17 protein-coding genes and 1 riboswitch are annotated in these 16,574 nt (G+C 66.1%); of the genes, 6 read left to right on the plus strand and 11 right to left on the minus strand.

The genetic code is table 11. The annotated features are described in order from the left end of the window. Nucleotides 1-42 precede the first annotated feature (42 nt). Together DCO49_RS03570 and msuE are read right to left on the minus strand one after the other, a co-directional pair. The gene (locus DCO49_RS03570) at nt 43-1,020 is read right to left on the minus strand and encodes a DUF1852 domain-containing protein (protein WP_108767300.1); all 978 of its coding nucleotides are present in this window, start codon (nt 1,018-1,020) and stop codon (nt 43-45) included. Nucleotides 1,021-1,037: 17 nt separating this feature from the next. Next, nucleotides 1,038-1,628: an FMN reductase gene (msuE, locus tag DCO49_RS03575; RefSeq protein ID WP_116862844.1), complete on the minus strand. Its 591-nt coding sequence runs from the start codon at nt 1,626-1,628 to the stop codon at nt 1,038-1,040. Nucleotides 1,629-1,703: 75 nt separating this feature from the next. Here msuE and DCO49_RS03580 point away from each other — a divergent pair, with 75 nt between their 5' ends. The 3 genes from DCO49_RS03580 to DCO49_RS03590 all read left to right on the plus strand — a co-directional run bounded on the left by DCO49_RS03580 (nt 1,704) and on the right by DCO49_RS03590 (nt 4,367). Then, nucleotides 1,704-2,615, plus strand: a complete 912-nt coding sequence (locus DCO49_RS03580; RefSeq protein WP_116862845.1) for a LysR family transcriptional regulator — start codon at nt 1,704-1,706, stop codon at nt 2,613-2,615. After that, on the plus strand, nt 2,615-3,484 hold the full coding sequence (locus DCO49_RS03585) for a methylenetetrahydrofolate reductase (protein ID WP_116862846.1): 870 nt from the start codon (nt 2,615-2,617) through the stop codon (nt 3,482-3,484). The genes DCO49_RS03580 and DCO49_RS03585 overlap by 1 nt, the downstream gene beginning before the upstream one ends. 103 nt (nt 3,485-3,587) lie before the next feature. Continuing rightward, nucleotides 3,588-4,367 carry an SDR family oxidoreductase gene (locus DCO49_RS03590; RefSeq protein WP_116862847.1) on the plus strand — a complete coding sequence of 260 codons (780 nt, stop codon included), beginning with the start codon at nt 3,588-3,590 and terminating at the stop codon, nt 4,365-4,367. A 78-nt stretch (nt 4,368-4,445) separates the two neighbouring features. Here the strand turns inward: DCO49_RS03590 and DCO49_RS03595 are convergent, their stop codons facing one another. Both DCO49_RS03595 and DCO49_RS03600 read right to left on the minus strand, forming a co-directional pair. After that, nucleotides 4,446-5,135, minus strand: a complete 690-nt coding sequence (locus DCO49_RS03595) for a L,D-transpeptidase (RefSeq protein ID WP_116862857.1) — start codon at nt 5,133-5,135, stop codon at nt 4,446-4,448. Between the two features lie 120 nt (nt 5,136-5,255). Beyond that, a complete protein-coding gene (locus DCO49_RS03600) occupies nt 5,256-5,522 on the minus strand; it encodes a hypothetical protein (RefSeq protein WP_079224744.1) in 267 nt (88 codons plus the stop codon). 907 nt (nt 5,523-6,429) lie between these two features. On the opposite strand from DCO49_RS03600, the gene DCO49_RS03605 reads away from it, so the two are divergent. Beyond that, nucleotides 6,430-7,587 carry an MFS transporter gene (locus tag DCO49_RS03605; RefSeq protein WP_165835668.1) on the plus strand — a complete coding sequence of 386 codons (1,158 nt, stop codon included), beginning with the start codon at nt 6,430-6,432 and terminating at the stop codon, nt 7,585-7,587. Between the two features lie 75 nt (nt 7,588-7,662). Here the strand turns inward: DCO49_RS03605 and DCO49_RS03610 are convergent, their stop codons facing one another. Beyond that, nucleotides 7,663-7,908 (minus strand): hypothetical protein, encoded by a 246-nt coding sequence (locus tag DCO49_RS03610; protein ID WP_116862849.1) that lies wholly within the window; start codon nt 7,906-7,908, stop codon nt 7,663-7,665. A gap of 811 nt (nt 7,909-8,719) precedes the next feature. Here DCO49_RS03610 and DCO49_RS03615 point away from each other — a divergent pair. Then, nucleotides 8,720-9,295 carry an Ax21 family protein gene (locus DCO49_RS03615; RefSeq protein WP_116862850.1) on the plus strand — a complete coding sequence of 192 codons (576 nt, stop codon included), beginning with the start codon at nt 8,720-8,722 and terminating at the stop codon, nt 9,293-9,295. A 146-nt stretch (nt 9,296-9,441) separates the two neighbouring features. Here the strand turns inward: DCO49_RS03615 and DCO49_RS03620 are convergent, their stop codons facing one another. From DCO49_RS03620 to DCO49_RS03635, 4 genes are all read right to left on the minus strand, one after another. Next, complete coding sequence (locus tag DCO49_RS03620) at nt 9,442-10,359, minus strand: DUF6624 domain-containing protein (RefSeq protein ID WP_243402643.1); 918 nt, start codon at nt 10,357-10,359, stop codon at nt 9,442-9,444. 106 nt (nt 10,360-10,465) lie between these two features. Continuing rightward, the gene (locus DCO49_RS03625; protein ID WP_116862852.1) at nt 10,466-11,068 is read right to left on the minus strand and encodes a hypothetical protein; all 603 of its coding nucleotides are present in this window, start codon (nt 11,066-11,068) and stop codon (nt 10,466-10,468) included. Beyond that, entirely contained in the window at nt 11,065-11,559 is a 495-nt protein-coding gene (locus tag DCO49_RS03630; RefSeq protein WP_116862853.1) for a sigma-70 family RNA polymerase sigma factor, read from the minus strand. The genes DCO49_RS03625 and DCO49_RS03630 overlap by 4 nt, the downstream gene beginning before the upstream one ends. Nucleotides 11,560-11,577: 18 nt before the next feature. Beyond that, complete coding sequence (locus DCO49_RS03635) at nt 11,578-12,309, minus strand: hypothetical protein (protein ID WP_116862854.1); 732 nt, start codon at nt 12,307-12,309, stop codon at nt 11,578-11,580. 237 nt (nt 12,310-12,546) lie between these two features. Here DCO49_RS03635 and DCO49_RS03640 point away from each other — a divergent pair, with 237 nt between their 5' ends. After that, nucleotides 12,547-13,521, plus strand: a complete 975-nt coding sequence (locus DCO49_RS03640) for a Dyp-type peroxidase (RefSeq protein ID WP_116862855.1) — start codon at nt 12,547-12,549, stop codon at nt 13,519-13,521. 60 nt (nt 13,522-13,581) lie between these two features. Here the strand turns inward: DCO49_RS03640 and pnuC are convergent, their stop codons facing one another. Continuing rightward, nucleotides 13,582-14,139: a nicotinamide riboside transporter PnuC gene (gene pnuC / locus DCO49_RS03645; RefSeq protein ID WP_116862858.1), complete on the minus strand. Its 558-nt coding sequence runs from the start codon at nt 14,137-14,139 to the stop codon at nt 13,582-13,584. Nucleotides 14,140-14,147: 8 nt separating this feature from the next. Next, a complete protein-coding gene (locus DCO49_RS03650; protein WP_116862856.1) occupies nt 14,148-16,337 on the minus strand; it encodes a TonB-dependent siderophore receptor in 2,190 nt (729 codons plus the stop codon). A gap of 70 nt (nt 16,338-16,407) precedes the next feature. Then, a riboswitch (TPP riboswitch) is annotated at nt 16,408-16,502 on the minus strand. Nucleotides 16,503-16,574 lie beyond the last annotated feature (72 nt).

The following is a 16,574-nucleotide window of genomic DNA, read 5'->3' on the forward strand; positions in this document are numbered from 1 at the left end:
CGTGTTCGGGGTCGTTGTCCTGCGGGAGGGAGAAGCGGTGAATCAGCGGGCAGCCCACTGCTCGAGCACGGCGCCATAGGGCTTGATGAAGTGCTCTTCGGTGAACCTGCCCTGCTTGACCGCCAGCTGGCTGCGTTCTTCGCGGTCGTAGACGATGCGGGTGGACGAGTAGTCCTGGTGCTTCAGGCTGGGCTGGTAGACCTTGCCGGCCACCGAATTGGCGTTGTAGATCTCCGGGCGGTAGATCTTCTGGAACGCTTCCATGGTGCTGATGGTGGCGATCAGTTCCAGGTTCGAGTAATCGCCCAGCAGGTCGCCCTGGAAGTAGAACGCCAGCGGCGCGACGCTGCCCGGCGGCATGAAGTAGCGCACCTGCAGGCCCATCTTGTCGAAGTACTGGTCGGTGGGCGAGAACTCGCCCTGGCGGTACTCCACGCCGAGGATGGGATGATGGTTCTCGGTGCGGTGGTAGGTCTTGCTGCTGGACACGCTGATGCAGATGACCGGTGCCTTGCTGAAGTTGGCGCGGTAGGCATCCGACTCCAGGAAGTGCTTGAACAGCTTGCCGTGCAGATCGCCGAAGCCCTCGGGGATGCCGAACGTCGCCTTGCCTTCGTTGCTGGCCGGCAGCACGACGCTGAAATCGTAGTCGCGCACGTAGGAGGAGAAGTTGTTGCCGACGATGCCTTCGGTACGCGCCCCGGTGTGCGTGTCGACGATGGTCGGGCGAAGTACTTCAATCAGCGGGAAGGGATCGCTGCCGTCATCGCCATCGATGTGCATCTCCACCGAGATGATGTCCAGCTCGACCGCGTAGCGATCGGCGCTGGGGTTGTCCCAGTGCGCCAGATCGTTGAAGCGGTTGTTGATCATGCCGATCGTGTTGCGCAGGTTTTCCTGGCGCGAGGCGCCGCGCGCCAGGTTGGCGAAGTTGGTGGTGATGCGCGTGCCGTCGGCCGGCTGGTAATCCTCGTTGAACGGGATGCGCGTGATCTGGAAGGTGAAATTGTCGGCAGTCATGGCGGTGTTCCGGTTACTCAGAGGGCGTCGGCGGTTTCGACGGGCACGGGCGCTGGGCGGTGGGACAGCGCCAGCAGGGGCAGGGCCCGCTGCACGGCCAGGCGTGCGCGCTGCAGCAGGGCCTCGTCATGCACGCGGCCGTCGGCGAAATCCTTGTCAGTGGCGTAGACGCCCAGTGGCAGAGTGCGTGCCTGGAAGAAGCTGAAAAGCGGCCGCAGCTGGTGGTCGATCATCAGCGCGTGGCGCTTGCTGCCGCCGGTGGCGGCCAGCAGGGTGGGGGTGTCGACCAGCGCGTCCTGGTGGATGAAATCGAAGAAGTGCTTGAACAGGCCGGTGTACGAACCGCGGTAGACCGGGGTGGCGACCACCAGCACGTCGGCCTGCTCGACCGTGGTCAGCGCCTGTTCGGCGCCCGCAGGCAGCTGCGAGCGCCACAGGGCACCGGCCAGCTGCGGGGCCAGCTCGCCGAGTTCGACCAGGTGCGGTTCGCTCGGCAGGTGCTCGCCGATCAGGTCCAGCAGGTGCTCGCACAGGGTGGCCGCCCGCGAGGGGCGCTGCAGGCCGCCGGAGACGGCGACGATACGGAGGGGGCGGTGGGGAGAAAGCATGACCCGATCCTAGTCAGGCATTCCCATGACGTAAAATGGTTTTACTTCACACATCCATGAGTGGGATTCATCGACATGCTGGAAAGAATCCACCTGAGCATCGTGCAGCAGGTCGAACTGCAGGGTTCACTGACCGCAGCCGCCGGCGTGCTCAATCTGACCCAGTCGGCGCTGAGCCACAGCATGAAGAAGCTGGAACAGCAGCTGGGCACCGACGTCTGGCTGCGCGAGGGCCGCAGCCTGCGCCTGACCCAGGCCGGCCAGTACCTGCTGGCAGTGGCCAACCGGGTGCTGCCGCAGCTGGACCTGGCCGAGGAGCGGCTGGGCCAGTTCGCCCAAGGCGAGCGCGGCTCGCTGCGTATCGGCATGGAGTGCCACCCCTGCTACCAGTGGCTGCTGAAGATCGTCTCGCCCTACCTGGCCTCGTGGCCGGACGTAGATGTGGACGTGAAGCAGAAATTCCAGTTCGGTGGCATCGGTGCGCTGTTCGGCTACGAGATTGACCTGCTGGTGACGCCCGACCCGCTGCTGAAGCCGGGCCTGACGTTCGTGCCCGTGTTCGACTACGAGCAGGTGCTGGTGGTGGCCAAGAACCACCCGCTGGCCAAGGTGGAGTACGTGAAGCCGCGCCAGCTGACTCAGGAAGTGCTGATCAGCTACCCAGTGCCCTTCGAGCGCCTGGACATCTATAACCAGTTCCTGCTGCCAGCCGGGGTCACCCCGCGCCGCCACAAAGCCATCGAGACCACCGACATCATGATGCAGATGGTGGCCAGCGGCCGCGGCGTGGCCGCCATGCCGCGCTGGCTGGTGGAGGAGTACGCGGCCCGTATGGACGTGGTGCCGGTGCGGCTGGGGGCCAAGGGCATTCCCAAGCAGATCTATCTGGGTGCGCGCGAGGCCGACACCGCCATCGATTACCTGCAGGCCTTCGTTGAACTGGCGCGGGGCAGCTCGACCGCCGGCGCGCCGCGCGGGGCCAAGTGATGCCTGCAGGAACCGTGCAGGGCGCACGCGCCTTTATTGATGCCTGTTCGCTGGAAGTCAGTGCGAAAGCCATGCCCGCGCTGCGCGCCGAGGCAGGCCGCATCGCCACGGGGACCACGATCTCGATCCCCTACCTCGCCAGCGAAGACGACGAGGCCCGGCTGGCCGCGGCACGCACCGTGCGCGAACTGGGGCTGCAGCCGATGCCGCACCTGTCCGCGCGGCGGATCGGTTCGCGGGCGGCGCTGGAGCAGTTCATCACCCGCGCGGCGGGCGAGGCCGGTGTCGAGCAGTGCCTGCTGATCGCCGGTGACCTGGCCACGCCCGCCGGTCCGTTTGCAGACAGTACGGCGATCATCGAGACGGGCCTGCTGGAAGATGCGGGCATCAAGGTGGTTGCCGTGGGCGGGCACCCCGAAGGCCATCCGGTAATGGACGCTGCCGGGCGCTGGCAGGCACTGGAACGCAAATGCCAGGCCATCGAAGCGCGCGGCATGGCGCCGAAGATCATCACTCAGTTCGCCTTCGATGCCGACATCGTGCTGGCCTGGCTGGATGCGCTGCGTGCGCGCGGCATCGACCACCCGGTGCTGGTGGGCGTGCCCGGGCCGGCCAGCGTCACCCGGCTGCTGCGCTATGCGGCGATGTGCGGCGTGGGTGCCAGCGTCTCGATGCTGGCGCGCTACGGGATCTCGATCGGCCGGCTGCTGGGCACCGCCGGGCCCGATGTGTTCGTGGATCGCCTGGTGGGTGGACTGACCGAGGCACACGGTCAGGTAAGCCCGCACCTGTTCCCGTTCGGTGGCATTGCGCCGTCACTGGACTGGGTGGCGCAGTATCGGCGGTGCGCCGGTTCGCAGCAGCGCTGAGACCGCGCAGGATTCATCGAGGTTACGCAGTTGAAGCGCTATAAGTGAAGGCGAATCCGCCTGCTCGTGGGCGGACGTTTTCATTGCAAGGAACACAGCGCAGATGAGCATCACCCTTCCCGAAACCATCGCCGTGGTCACCGGTGCGGCAGGCGGCATCGGCCGCGAAATCGTCAAGGCCCTGCACGCGGCCGGCGCAACGGTCATCGCCACCGACCTGCGCGACAGCGCGGAGATCGAAGGCGCGGCGGCCTACCTCAAGCACGACGTCACCAGCGAAGCGGATTGGCGCGCGGTCGAAGCGCTGCTGCACGAGCGCTACGGGCGCCTGGACGTGCTGGTCAACAATGCCGGCTATTCCATCGTCGAACGCTTCGAGGACACCACCCTCAGCCTGTTCCACAAGGTCAACGCCATCAACGTCGATTCGGCCATCATCGGCACCCAGGTGCTGCTGGAGCTGCTGAAGCTGGGCGGCAAAGCACACGCCACCGGCGCATCGGTCATCAACATTTCCAGCGTGGGTGGCCTGCGCGGTGCGGCCTTCAACGCGGCGTACTGCACCAGCAAGGCGGCCATCCGCATGCTGAGCAAGTGCATGGGCGCCGAATTCGCTGCGCTGGGTTACAACATCCGGGTGAACTCGGTGCACCCCGGTGGCATCGATACGCCGATGCTGGGCGCGATCATGGACCGCTATGTGGAACTGGGGGGCGTGGAATCGCGCGAAGCGGCCATCCAGGCACAGAACAAGGCGCACCCGATCGGCCGCCTCGGCAAGCCGGAAGAAATCGGGGGGGGCGTGGTGTTCCTTGCGTCGTCGGCGGCCAGCTTCATGACCTGCGATGAGCTGGTGATCGACGGCGGCTTCAGTCAGGTCTGAATCAGCCAAGCCTGGACGTGCGTGCCATGGCGGACTGCGGTTCGCCATGGCAACGCTGCAACGCGGATCGGGCGGGCCTTACTTGCTTGCTGAGCGCGAACCCTTCTCGTCGCTGTGTTCGGCACGGCTCTGCGCGAACGCGGGGAAGGTCTTCTCCAGCGAATCCTTGTCCGGCAGCACGTAGAACACGCCGCCCTTCTGGAACGTGGACTGGACGACCTGCTCGTAGAAATTGGCGCTGACGTTGATGCAGCCGTGGGTGACGCGGTTGTCATCCGGGGTCGGCGTTGCCAGTCGTTCGGCGCGCTTTTCCTTCGGCGTACCTGGCGGCAGCGGGTGCATCGAGACTGCCGAATCGTAGTCCACCCACAACACGCGGCCGGCGTCGTCGGACGGGCCGTAGCCACCAATGAAGCGGCCGGCGGGGGTCGTGCGGTCGTGGCCGGGAATCGCGCTCAGCGCGACCTTGGCAACGTTCGGTGCGGAATGATCGCCCTTTGCCGAACCAAACAGCGCCGGTGCCGCGCCACGCAGCTTGCCGTCACTGCCGAAGATCAGCACCTGTGCGGCGGCCTTGTCCATGATCGCGAACGGATAGCCTTCGCTGTCCTTGCTTGCGACCACCCAGCCTGCGAGTTCGATCACCGTCTCGGACACTTCCTGTCCTTCCGGCAGTTCATCGACGGCAGCGGTGGGTTGCGTAGCGGCATCCTTGGCGCCCTTGGCGCTGGCCACGCCGGTACCGGCCAGTGCCAGCGCAACGGTCAGCGCGACGCAGGCGGTGCGGATTGCGGGGGATGAGTGCGTACGAATGGCACGGTTCCTCGAATGAATACGGTGACTCAAGGGAACCAGTGGCCGGGGGAGACCACTGGTTCCCGGTTCAGCTTAGCCGCGCGGAGTACGCCGGGGGGCCGATTCGAGCTGCTGGACGCGACCTTCGATCTGGTCGAGACGCTGGTTGGCCTGCTGTGCGGACTGGTTGGCGGACTCGGCGCTCTGCGCCGCGCCCTGGACCTTCACGTCAAGCGCGTCGAGACGCGTGTTGACCTTCGCGAAGTCTTCTTTGTAGCTGGCGCACGCGCCGAGGCTGAGGGCAAGAATTGCCACGCCGAGGGGACGAGCGATCTTCAGGTGCTGCGTGGAAAGGGTCATTGCATTCCCTCCTTCGTCTGGGGAGTCTGGAATATAGCGGGCTTTTTGTTAGTTCCATGAATGCCTTTTCAGCTGCAGTTCGCGGACGTGCAGACACTGTGAAGAGTGCGCAGTCATGTTCGATTTCCCGCGAATTCAGCTGTCTGAGCCGGGCATGCGCTAGCTGCTGCCACCCCTGAATGAGCGCAGTGTTCGTTGTGCGGTGTCAGTTAAACGCGCGGGCGCATCGCGCCGTGCGCGCAGAAAAGCGATTGCGCATTTGTGGCGAGCGGAGGCCGCTGGTAGCCTGATCCACTGCTCAGGGTGTTGCGGCATCAACTCACGATGCGTCGTGCAAAGACGATGCCGGGCGCGTCGGGGCAGCGCTTCGAACGTATCGCAAGCACGCAATCCAGGCCCATAGCTGCATGAACAGTGCCGGTCCGTGCAGGATGCACCGGCGCTGCCAGCATGGCGAATACCAAGGCAGGGAGCACGACAGCAGCGGCCGTGCGGATGCCTCTGCGCCGCAGAGCGCGAAGGACGAAGTAGAGCGCAAGCGCAAAGCCGGTAACCGCAGGGGAAATCCGCGGGCAGTGGCTGCCCTGCCAGGTGCTCCTGCACGGGCTCGATGGCGCCCGTTTTTCCAGCACAGCCTTTCGTATTCCTGCCCACGCCCTTGGCGGAAAGGCCTGCACGCCACGTTTGCTATCATGCGCGCCGATGGCCACCCGCCAGATGCCGATCGTGCGCCCGCGCGCGTTCCTTCCTCGAAAGAGGACGCATCTGCGGCCAATCGCAGCGAAACCTTGCCCGGCCAGGCGCCGCCAGCCGGGCCCCCGTAAAGATCGAACAAGGAAAGCCGGCCGCATGCCTGCGGCCGTAATACATGAATTCACCTGCAACTTCGCGTCCCGGGTTGATCCCGGTGCTGGCCCTTCTGCTGGTCGGCCTCAACCTGCGCCCGGTGCTGGCCGTGGTCAGCCTGCTCACCGATTCCATCCGTGCCAGCAATGGCATGAGCTTCGAACAGATCGGCTGGCTCACCAGCCTGCCGATGATGGCCATGGGCCTGATCGCCATGGCCGGCGGCCTGGTCTATCGCATGGGCTATCGGCGCGGCGTGGCCATCGGCCTCGCGCTCACCGCGGCGTCGGCGCTGGCCAAGCTGGCCTCGCACGAGCCGCTGTGGCTGATGGGCTCCAGCGTTGCCGCCGGCCTGGGCATCGGCATCGTGCAGTCGCTCATTCCCGGCTACATCAAGACCCGCTTCCCGCACCGCGTCGACCTGCTGATGGGCCTGTACGTGAGCATGATCATGGGCGGCGCGGCACTGGCCGCCGCCAGCGCGTCGGCCCTGCTGCACTGGCTGGACTGGCAGGGCACGATGGCGTTCTGGGCGGTGCTGGCCATCGCCGGCATCGCGCTGTGGCTGCCCAACAGCGGCCATGCCGATGCGCCTTCCACCGGCACCTCCGCCAAGGCAGCCACGCCCTCCGCATTCCGGCCCTGGCAGCATGGCCGCACCTGGTTGCTGGTCGCACTGTTCTGCGTGTCCAGCAGCTGCTACACGCTGTGCTTGGCTTGGATCGCGCCGTACATGATGGAAGCCGGCGTGCGCGCCAACGAGGCCGGCTTCATGCTGGCGGCACTGAGCCTGTCCGAAGTGGCCGGTGGCTTCCTCGTCTCCTGGCTGGCCCCGCGCTTCCGTGACCGCCGCGTGCTGCTGGCGCTGTTCCTGGCAGCCACCGCACTGACCTACGTGCTGATCGGCGTGGCACCGATGTATGCCCCGTGGCTGATGATGTGTCTGCTCGGCCTGTCGATCGGCGGTCTGTTCCCGATGACCCTGATCCTGGTGATGGACCACTGCAGCCAGCCGGCCAAGGCGGGCATCCTGGTGTCCTTCGTGCAGGGCGTGGGTTATCTGGTCGGCGGCATCCTGCCGTTCGTGGCCGGTTCGATCCGCGACACCGTGGGCGACCTCAGCGTCGCGTGGGTGGCGATGGCCTGCGTGACCGCTGCCGCACTGGTGCTGGCAGCGCGGGCAACGCCGGCCAGCGCTGAACGCTTTGACGCGCGTTGATGGATGCGGCTGCAGGCGTCGGTAGTCACCGGTGCCTGCAGTGCCTGCCTCGGCCTGCCTGGCCCAGGCGCGTCCTCAGTCCTCGAACGTCACGGTCCCCATGATCAATCGAATGCCCGCCTCCGCAGCCTTGCGATTGGCGTCCACGGTCCAGATGGACGCATAGCAGTCCCACCCTGAACTGCATTGCTTGACGGCCAGCAGCTGCAGGCGCCGGGCATACGGTTCGTCGTCTTCGAAAATGTGGTGCTGGAACTGCGCGACATGGGCAAGCGTTTGCTCAGTCGGTCGGTGAAGCGAACCCTGCGCCTGAAGATTCAAGGGTGCACCTTTCTTCTGCGTTTTCGTCGCAGCCTACGGAGGCGCTCTGCCTCGTATCTGCAGTTCTGACGGTGGGCAACCCAAACAGCAAGAGCTGTCAAGGTGACGCAATAGATGATAACGATGTCCGCAAAGAGACTCATTTGCTGAAAAGTAGTCCAAGACTCGAAGAGGCCCATCGCGGCATCCTGATCAAGTGGTGGCGCTCAAGTGGAAAAGGCCTCGATTTCAGCCGTCTCCGCAACATCATCAGCTCAAGCCTAGCTCTTGATCGGGCGGGAATGTGCGCCTCGAATGATGTGTTTGCGGTGCAACCGGTGGGCTTCTGCGGGCTCTATGGATGCAATGTGCGGGGAGCGTAGCTGCATTGCTGGCATCCTCAATTAGACGTCATGGATCGAGCTTGACCCGTATGAGGGCGTCACTTCTCGGGTAGCTCTGGTGACTCGGCCAGTCGATCAGCGATGGCGTGTGCACGGCGCGTTACCGTCATGCCTCGTCAGTCAGCCCGCCAAGTCAGGCAAGCTGGGGACTGGTGAGCAGCGACTCTGATCCAGGCTCGCATTTGTCCCCATAGTTTGTGCAGGTGATTGCTCCCATAGTTTGTGCAATCAGCAGGAACTATGGGGACGTGGCTGCCAGGCAGTCACCAGAGTTCCCTGAACAGCAACTTCATTCATGTACTGGTCAGTTCAATATTCAGGGTCGATTTCATCAGCAAACGGATAATTCACACCTGTCGACCGCCTCTTCTCTCCCTCTCTCCCGGGGGGCGGCCGGCGAAATCAAAAATAATTAAAGGTGTGTCCCGATGAACAAGAATTCGCTGCTCGCCCTGGGTCTGCTGGCTGCACTGCCGTTCGCTGCATCGGCTGCCGATGGCCTGTCGTACAACTACGTTGAAGGCGGTTACGTGAACACCGATGCCAAGGGCGGCGACGCCGATGGCTGGGGCGTCAAGGGCTCGGTTGCCGTGCACCCGAACTTCTCGGTCTTCGCTGATTACAGCAAGCAGGAAACCGACACCTTCAAGAACGACGTTGACCAGTGGCGCATCGGCGCCGGCTACAACTACGGCATCGCACCGAACACCGACCTGGTGGCTCGTGTTGCGTACCAGAAGTTCGACCTGGAGCATGGCCTGGACTTCAACGGCTACTCCACCGAAGTGGGCCTGCGCACCGCGTTCAACCCGTACCTGGAAGGCTACGCGCTGGCCGGCTACGAGGACTACAGCAAGAAGCACGGCATCAACCCGGACGGCGAGTTCTACGGCCGCGTCGGCGCCACCGCCAAGTTCACCCCGAACTGGGGCCTGAGCGGCGAAGTGAAGCTGGCCAAGGCCGGCGACCGCGAGTGGTTCGTAGGCCCGCGCTTCACCTGGTAATAAGCAGTACTGCAGTAGAAAAGCGTTACAGGCGTGTGCTCTCTCTCTCTCTCCCGCACGCCACCCGAAGCCCGGCCTCGCGCCGGGCTTCTTTTTTCTGAGTAGAGCCACGCCGCGCGTCGCGCTACGGTGAACCCTGCGAAAGATCAATCCACCGCCGTGCCATAACTCTCGGCGAGGATGGCCTTGTACTCGGCAAGTGATGGCAGGCCCATCGCCCTGCGTCGCGCGTCCAGCCCGGGCATGTCTTCGACAGGGCGAAGCCGCATCACGCCGTCGTCGCCCTTTACGAACTGGCTGCCGTAGCGCAGCGGCTTGCCCTGCGCCACCAGCACGCGGTCGGTGAGCAGGGCTACGTCCGCACGGTCAGCCTCATCTGCCTTGGCGGCGCGCTCGATCAATGGCAGCACCTTGGCCTGGAAATCAGGGTCCTGGTCAGCATGTTGCACCAGCAGCCAGGCCGCCTTGGCGCCATCGCGACCCACCTTCGAACGCGTCGGCCAGCCCTTTTCAGCGATCACGGCCTTCAGCCACTCCGCATTGGCGCTGGCCACGGGAAGGGTGCTCTTGAAGGCCTCGCTGCCGCCGGCCGCGATGGCCGCATGCTGCGCGGCCTGGTCACGGGACTCACGGTCGAGGAGTTCCTGGCGCAGCGCAGCGTCGATCAGCCCGGCACGCTGTTGCTGCATTGCTTCCGCACGGGCCAACATCTGTGGCCACGCCGGTTCGGCGCGCAGGGCATTCAGGCCTGGACGATCCTTGTGCAGCAGGTCCTCCAGCGGAAGGCGGTCCTGGGCCAGCAGCGCGAGGACGTAGGCCATCGCTGCGGCGTGGTCACCGGCGGCAGCGGTGCATTCGACCAGCAACAACTCGCCGCCGTCCGGGAAGCGCTCGTTGCTGCGATACATCGCGCCGAGAGTATCGGCACAGCCTTTGAAGTTGTCGTCCTGATAGCGCTGCAGTGCCTCGAAGAACGAACCGGCCCCGGCCGCATGAGCGCTGCCGGCCACAGCCAGCAGCGCAAGCAGTGCCGGTGCCAGGCGGAGTGCGTGGATGGATGCCATCGGGTCTTCCTCCATGAAGGGCGTTGCATGGGCAAGGCCATGCTGCCGGTTCCTGCAGTGTGCCAGTGTTGGCTGCTCTGGACGAAGTGCGACGCCTTGCGTGGCTCTACTGCAGCTGTGCTTCCAGCTCGGCCAGCCGGTCCAGTCGCCGCTGCCGGCGGCGGCCAGCCCATGCGCCAGCCAGCGCTGCCACCACGACGACCGCAGCGTTCAACCACAGGTTCAGTGCCCAGGTCCGGGCCGGCAGCGCCCCGGGCGCGTCGGGTCCCGCCTGCATTGCGGTAAGCGCCATCCACACCAGCCCGCCCCAGACGGCCAGGGACAGCCAGATGTTGACCCGCCAGATCTGCATCGAGATGCGCGCGCGCTGGCGCTCGAACGCCAGCAGTGCGGCCGGAGCCAGGCCGCGGCTACGCCACTGTCGCCGCCGTTGCACGAAGATCCAGCCGGCCACGGCCAGCACGAGAGCGATCAGGCCCCACAGCAGCCCATGCGCGATCAGCTTGCGCGGATCGAGCAGGGCGCGGACGCAGTTGGCCACGGCCACCACGGTGATCATCAGTTCAACGGCCGAGCGCAGGCGGATCCAGCGACTGCGACGCTCCGCCTCGCGCTGCAGTGCGGCTACATTCACCGCAGGCAGGCCGGGCTGCTGCTGCCACAGGTCCTGCAGATCGCTCCACTCCGGGTTGTCGGTTGCCGGTGTCATCGGGTGCCTCCCATCCGCTCACGTAGTTGCCGGCGTGCGCGGCTCAGGCGCTGGGCAACGGTATTCTCTTCAAGGGCCAGTGCCTGGCCGATCTCGCGCTGCGAAAAGCCCTCCAGGGCAAGAAGCACTACCTGGCGCAGGCCCAATGGCAGCTGTTGTACCGCCCGCAGCAGGGTGTCCTGCTGCTGGGCGCGCGCGGCCTGCTGCTGAGGGTCCGCATCGGGATCGGGCAGGTGGTCGTCCAGCGCGCTGCCGCGATGGCGCTGCTCACTGGCCAGTGCATCCATCGCACGGTTGTGTGCCACCCGCGCGATGAAGGCGCGCAGCGTGCCTTCTTCGCCGCGCCAGCGTGGCAGCGCCTGCCACAGGGCGATGCTGATCTCCTGCAGCAGATCGTCGCGACGCGCCGGTTCGCGCGCATAGCCGCCGGCCATGCGTGCGAGCAGGGGCCAGTGCGCCTGCAGCACCTCTGCGATGTCGATGGACTGCATACTGCCCACCCGCGCTCCTCAGCCGATGCCGTCCGCGAAAGCGTCGCGGTAGATCCAATAGGATACGTAGCCGAGAAGCAGCAGGGGCAGCAGCAGCCACGGCTGGTACGGCAGCGCCAGCAGCAGCACCGCATTGAGCAGCAGGTAGGCACCGAGCGGACGCCAGCCTTCGCGCAGCAGCCGCAGGTTGTCGCGCAGGGCAGCCCGTACAGGCATGCCATCCAGCAGCGCACGCGGCAGGGTTGTCAGCAGCAGCGTGCCCAGCGGCAGACCGCTGGCCAGCACCAGGGCGATCTGCAGGCGGGTGACCGTGGTGGCCAACACCGCGCTGTCACCCAGGGCGAAGGCACCCGCAGCCGCGGGCCCGGCCAGTACGCCGGCCATCGCCACCTGGCCGGCGAAGACCACTGCCGAGAGCAGCGCCAGTACCGCGACCGTCGCGGGACGTGCACGCAGTCGGCGGCCTGCCTGCAGCGGCGCGAAGCGCCCACCGCGGACGAACTGATCCAGCATCAGCAGGGCCCACATCGACACCAGTGGCACCACCAGCTTGGACAGCACCACGCCGGCGGCCGGCACGCCCAGCTGCAGCACGAGTTCCACCAGCATCGGCAGCAGCGCCAGCACGAACAGGCGCAGCGGTGCGCGCCGTAGCATGCCTGCACTGAGCATCAGCCAGTGCAGCAGGCGTCGGGAGGACCATGGCTGGCTTGCTGGGGCGATGGCGGTGGCGATATCCGTGGCGTGCATCGGGTCTCCAGACGGGGTGTGTTAGGTCTGAAGACGGGGCCAGCAGAAAAAACCTGACATCGCTTCTGCTGGAATCGCCTGCAGGTCGCCACCGGCGACGCGCTTGGGTAGAGCCACGCCACGCGTGGATGCTCTTCTCAGCCACGCATGGCGTGGCTCTACCGGAGCTGGGTTCGGCTAGAATCGCCGGCACTTCGCCCCGCGCGACGCGCCCGCCCCACGCCAGCAGGATGTACCGTGAATTCCCAGCCCGCACCGATCACCGCCCTCAACCACACGCTCGACAACGAGCCGCAGCAGATCACCGCGCCGTTGACCCACTCGGCCGCGTTCCTGGTGCTGAAGGTGAAGGACGATGCCGATTCCATCGCCAAAGTGCGCGAGGTGCTGGGCAGCACCGATGACCTGATCAAGAACACCGCCATCCGCGATATCGAGCGCACCTTCACCTGCAACGTGGCCATCGGCCACCGCGTGTGGGAGGCGGTGGTGGGCAGCACGCCGCCGCGCGAGCTGAAGCCGTTCCGCGAGATCAAGGGTGCGACCCACACGGCCGTGTCCACCCCGGGTGACCTGCTGTACCACGTGCGCGCGCGCACCATGGACCTGATCGTCGCCTTCGAGCGCAACCTGCTGATGGCCTTCGGCAATGCCGTGGAGACAGTGGATGAGGTAGCCGGCTTCCGCTACTTCGATGGCCGTGACCTGCTGGACTTCGTCGATGGCACCGCCAATCCGGAAGGGCTGTCGCTGCCGGAAGCCACGATCGTCGGCGATGAAGACCCCGAGCACGCCGGTGGCAGCTACGTGGTGGTGCAGAAGTACCTGCACAACCTGGACGCCTGGCGCACGCAGAAGACCGAGGCGCAGGAAGCGATCATCGGCCGCACCAAGCACGACAACATCGAGCTGGACGATGCCCCGGCTGACGCGCAGAAGTCGCACAAGACGCTGTGCACCATCGAGCATGCCGACGGCGAGCATGAGATCCTGCGTGACAACATGCCCTTCGCCAACCCGGGCCGCGGCGAATACGGCACTTACTTCATCGGCTACACGCGCCGCCTGTGGGTGATCGAGCAGATGCTCGAGCGCATGTTCATCGGCAACCCCGCGCCGCTGCACGACCGCATCCTGGATTTCTCGACCGCCACCACCGGCGTCACCTTCTTCGCGCCCTCGCGCAGGGTGCTGGCCGACCTGGGCGAATAACCACGCGTCATGCGTGGATGAGCGCTCCATCGCTGCGGGAGCGCCAACCAAGGTTGGCGGCTACCGCTGCTCGCGGGTGGCAGCGCTCCACGCACGCAGGCCGAACACCGCCAGGCCCAGGAAGAACACGTACAGCGCCGCGGTCACGTGCAGTGACTTGAACAGGTACGTGCCCACGTAGACCACGTCCACCGCGATCCACACCCACCAGCACGCCACGTGACGGCGCGCCTGCCACCACTGCCCGACCAGGCTCAGCGCGGTCAGCATCGCATCCAGCCACGGCAGTGCCGCATCGGTGAAGCTGTGCATGGCCGTGCCCAGGGCGATGCCACCGCACAGGCCGATGGCCAGGTCGCGCAGCGCCTTGCCGCGCGCCAGCGGCACGATGCGGATGCTGCCTTCGTCAGCGACATGCTGGCGCCAGTTGATCCAGCCATAAACCAGGAACCCACCGAAGGCGACCTGCAGCAGCGTGTCCGAATACAGCTTGGCCTCGGCGAACACCATGCCGTACAGCGCCACCGACAGCAGGCCCACCGGCCAGGCCGCCAGCCGGCGCCGGGCCATCAGCCAGACGCCGAGCACGCTGCACAGCGCGGCGGTCCACTCGAGCAGGACGCCGCTCACAGCGCGAACGTCACCGACAGGCGCGCCTGTCGCGGTGCACCGGGGAACAGGTAGTAATCGCCGCCGCTGCTGCCGGTATCGCGCCAGTAGAAGCGGTTGAACACGTTGTCCACCGACAGGTTCCAGGTCACCGCACGCTCGTGCATGCGATGCTGGAAGCGCAGGCCCGCATCGAACACCGAGTAGTCCGGCGCACGCACGCTGCCATCGGCGCGGGCCACGTTGGAAGAGGCATAACGCCAGCCACCGGTCAGATCCAGGCCCTGTACGAAGGGCAGCGCATAGGCCAGGTGCACGCTGGCACGCACCTTGGGCACGTTCACCAGCTGGTGGCCCTCATAGGCCGGCGTACCGGCATCGCGTGCACGGGCCTGCAGCACGCTGGCGCTGGCGACGATCTGCAGCGCATCGGTCAGCTGGCCGTTGGCGGTCAGTTCCAGGCCGCTGTGGGTCTGCGTGCCCTGCTGCACGAACGTGTAGCCTGCATCGCTGTCGTCCGGCTGGGCGAACTGGTACGGCTGGGAAATGCGGAACAGCGCCGCGCCCAGGGTCAGCGTCTGCACCGGCACGTACTTCACTCCCACTTCCAGCTGGCGCGACTGCACCGACGGCAGGAACTCATCGGCATTGGAGGTCCAGAACGGCGCCTCCTGGCCCAGCGAGATGCCGCGCACGTAGCTGCCGTAGACGTTGAGCTGGTCATTGGCCTTCCACACCAGTGCGGTCTGCGGCAGGAAGCGCGACAGGCGGCTCTGCCGCTGCAGGGCGCCGCGCTTGTCATAGGCACGTTCGTCCAGACGCACGAAACGGCCGCCGGCCAGCCACTGCCAGTCATCGCCGAAGCGGATGCGGTCCAGCGCGAAGACGGCGGTCTGGCGGCTGTCCAGGCGACGCGCGGACGGGCCCGGCTGCAGCGGCGAGGGCTCGTACACCGGTACCTGTGCATCGTGGATGTTGGCGCTGCCCACGTATTCGTTGACGCTGGGGCGGCGGTCGACGGTGCGGCGGAAATAGTCGGCGCCGACGGTCAGCTCGTGGCCGACGCTGCCGGTATCGAAGCGGCCACGCAGTTCGGCACGCGCCTGCTGGTTGCGGCGGGTGTCATCCGGGCTGCGGTAGTCGTAGATGTCGTAGTCGCCATTGGGCGCGAAGTAGTTGCCCGGCGTGCTGCCATCGGCGCACTGCGCTGTGTAGTAGCAGCCGTAGGCGAAGGCCACGTTGTCATCGATGACCGAGCGGCTGTAGCCCACCGACACGCGCGACTGCCAGCGCTCATTGAAATCGTAGGTGTGCAGGGCGGTGACGTTGGTGCTTGCGATATCCACCGGGCGCTGCCACGGCTGGTAGCCAAGCAGGTGCTTGCGGTCGACGCCGCGCGGCAGCTCGCTGGCGCCCAGCAGCTGGTAGCCGGACGCCGAGCGCTGCGTGCTGGTCTGGTAGTTGGCATCCACTTCCAGCTTGCCGCGTTCGCCAATGAACCAGTCAGCGGCCAGCGAGTAGAAATTGCGGTTGCCGTCGGCGTGCTCGACGTAGGAATTGCTGGCGTCCCACGCCGCATTGAGGCGCACGCCGAATCGCGGCGTGATCCAGTGGCCTACATCGGCCGCGACATAGCGCGAGCCTTCCGAATCGGTGCCCAGGGTGACGGTGCGCACTTCGGCCGGGCGCTTGCCCACGTAGTTGATGATGCCGCCCGGCGCCATCACGCCGGCAGCGAGGCCGGCTTCACCCTTGAGGATCTGCACTTCCTGCACGTTTTCCAGGGCCAGGCGCTGTTCGCCGGCGATGGCCAGGCCGTTGAAGCGGTAGCCGGTGGCCGCGTCCAGGGCGAAGCCGCGGATGGCGATGTTCTGGTAGTAGCCGACCGGCGCGTAGGCATCGCCCAGCGAGGCATCGTTGCTGGCCAGCTCGGACAGCGAACGCACCTGGCGACGGTCGAGGTAATCGCGGTCAAGCACGTTCACCGAGGCCGGCGTGTCCTTCCAGCTGCCGCCGCCGAAGGCATTGGCGCGCGAGGTATCGGCTGCGGGTTTGCCGGCCTGCACGCGCACGGCGGCCAGCTCGGTCGGCGATTGTTCGGCGCCAGAGGCGTCCACGTCGGGGGATGCCTCGGCAGCGCTGGCATGCAGCGGCAGGGCGGCGCAGAGGGCAAGGGCGAGCAGGGTGGGGCGCAGGCAGCGGTTCATTCGGTTCGTCTTCTGACAGCAAGGGAGACGAAGCGACGGCGCACGGACGCACCTGCCCGGAACGGGGGTGCGACTGCTGCTCAAAGCTCCCTACGCCGGTGCAAACCGGATCAGGTTCCAAGGGACTCTCTCAGCCTGGCAATCCAGGCACCCCCGCTTCAGATCACCATTTCACTACAAACGGTACGGATTTGCGAGCGTTGGGGTCAGAGCCCTTTGCTGCGCAAAGGGCTCTGA

The sequence above is a fragment of the Stenotrophomonas sp. SPM genome, assembly GCF_003105135.1.
GTDB lineage: Bacteria > Pseudomonadota > Gammaproteobacteria > Xanthomonadales > Xanthomonadaceae > Stenotrophomonas.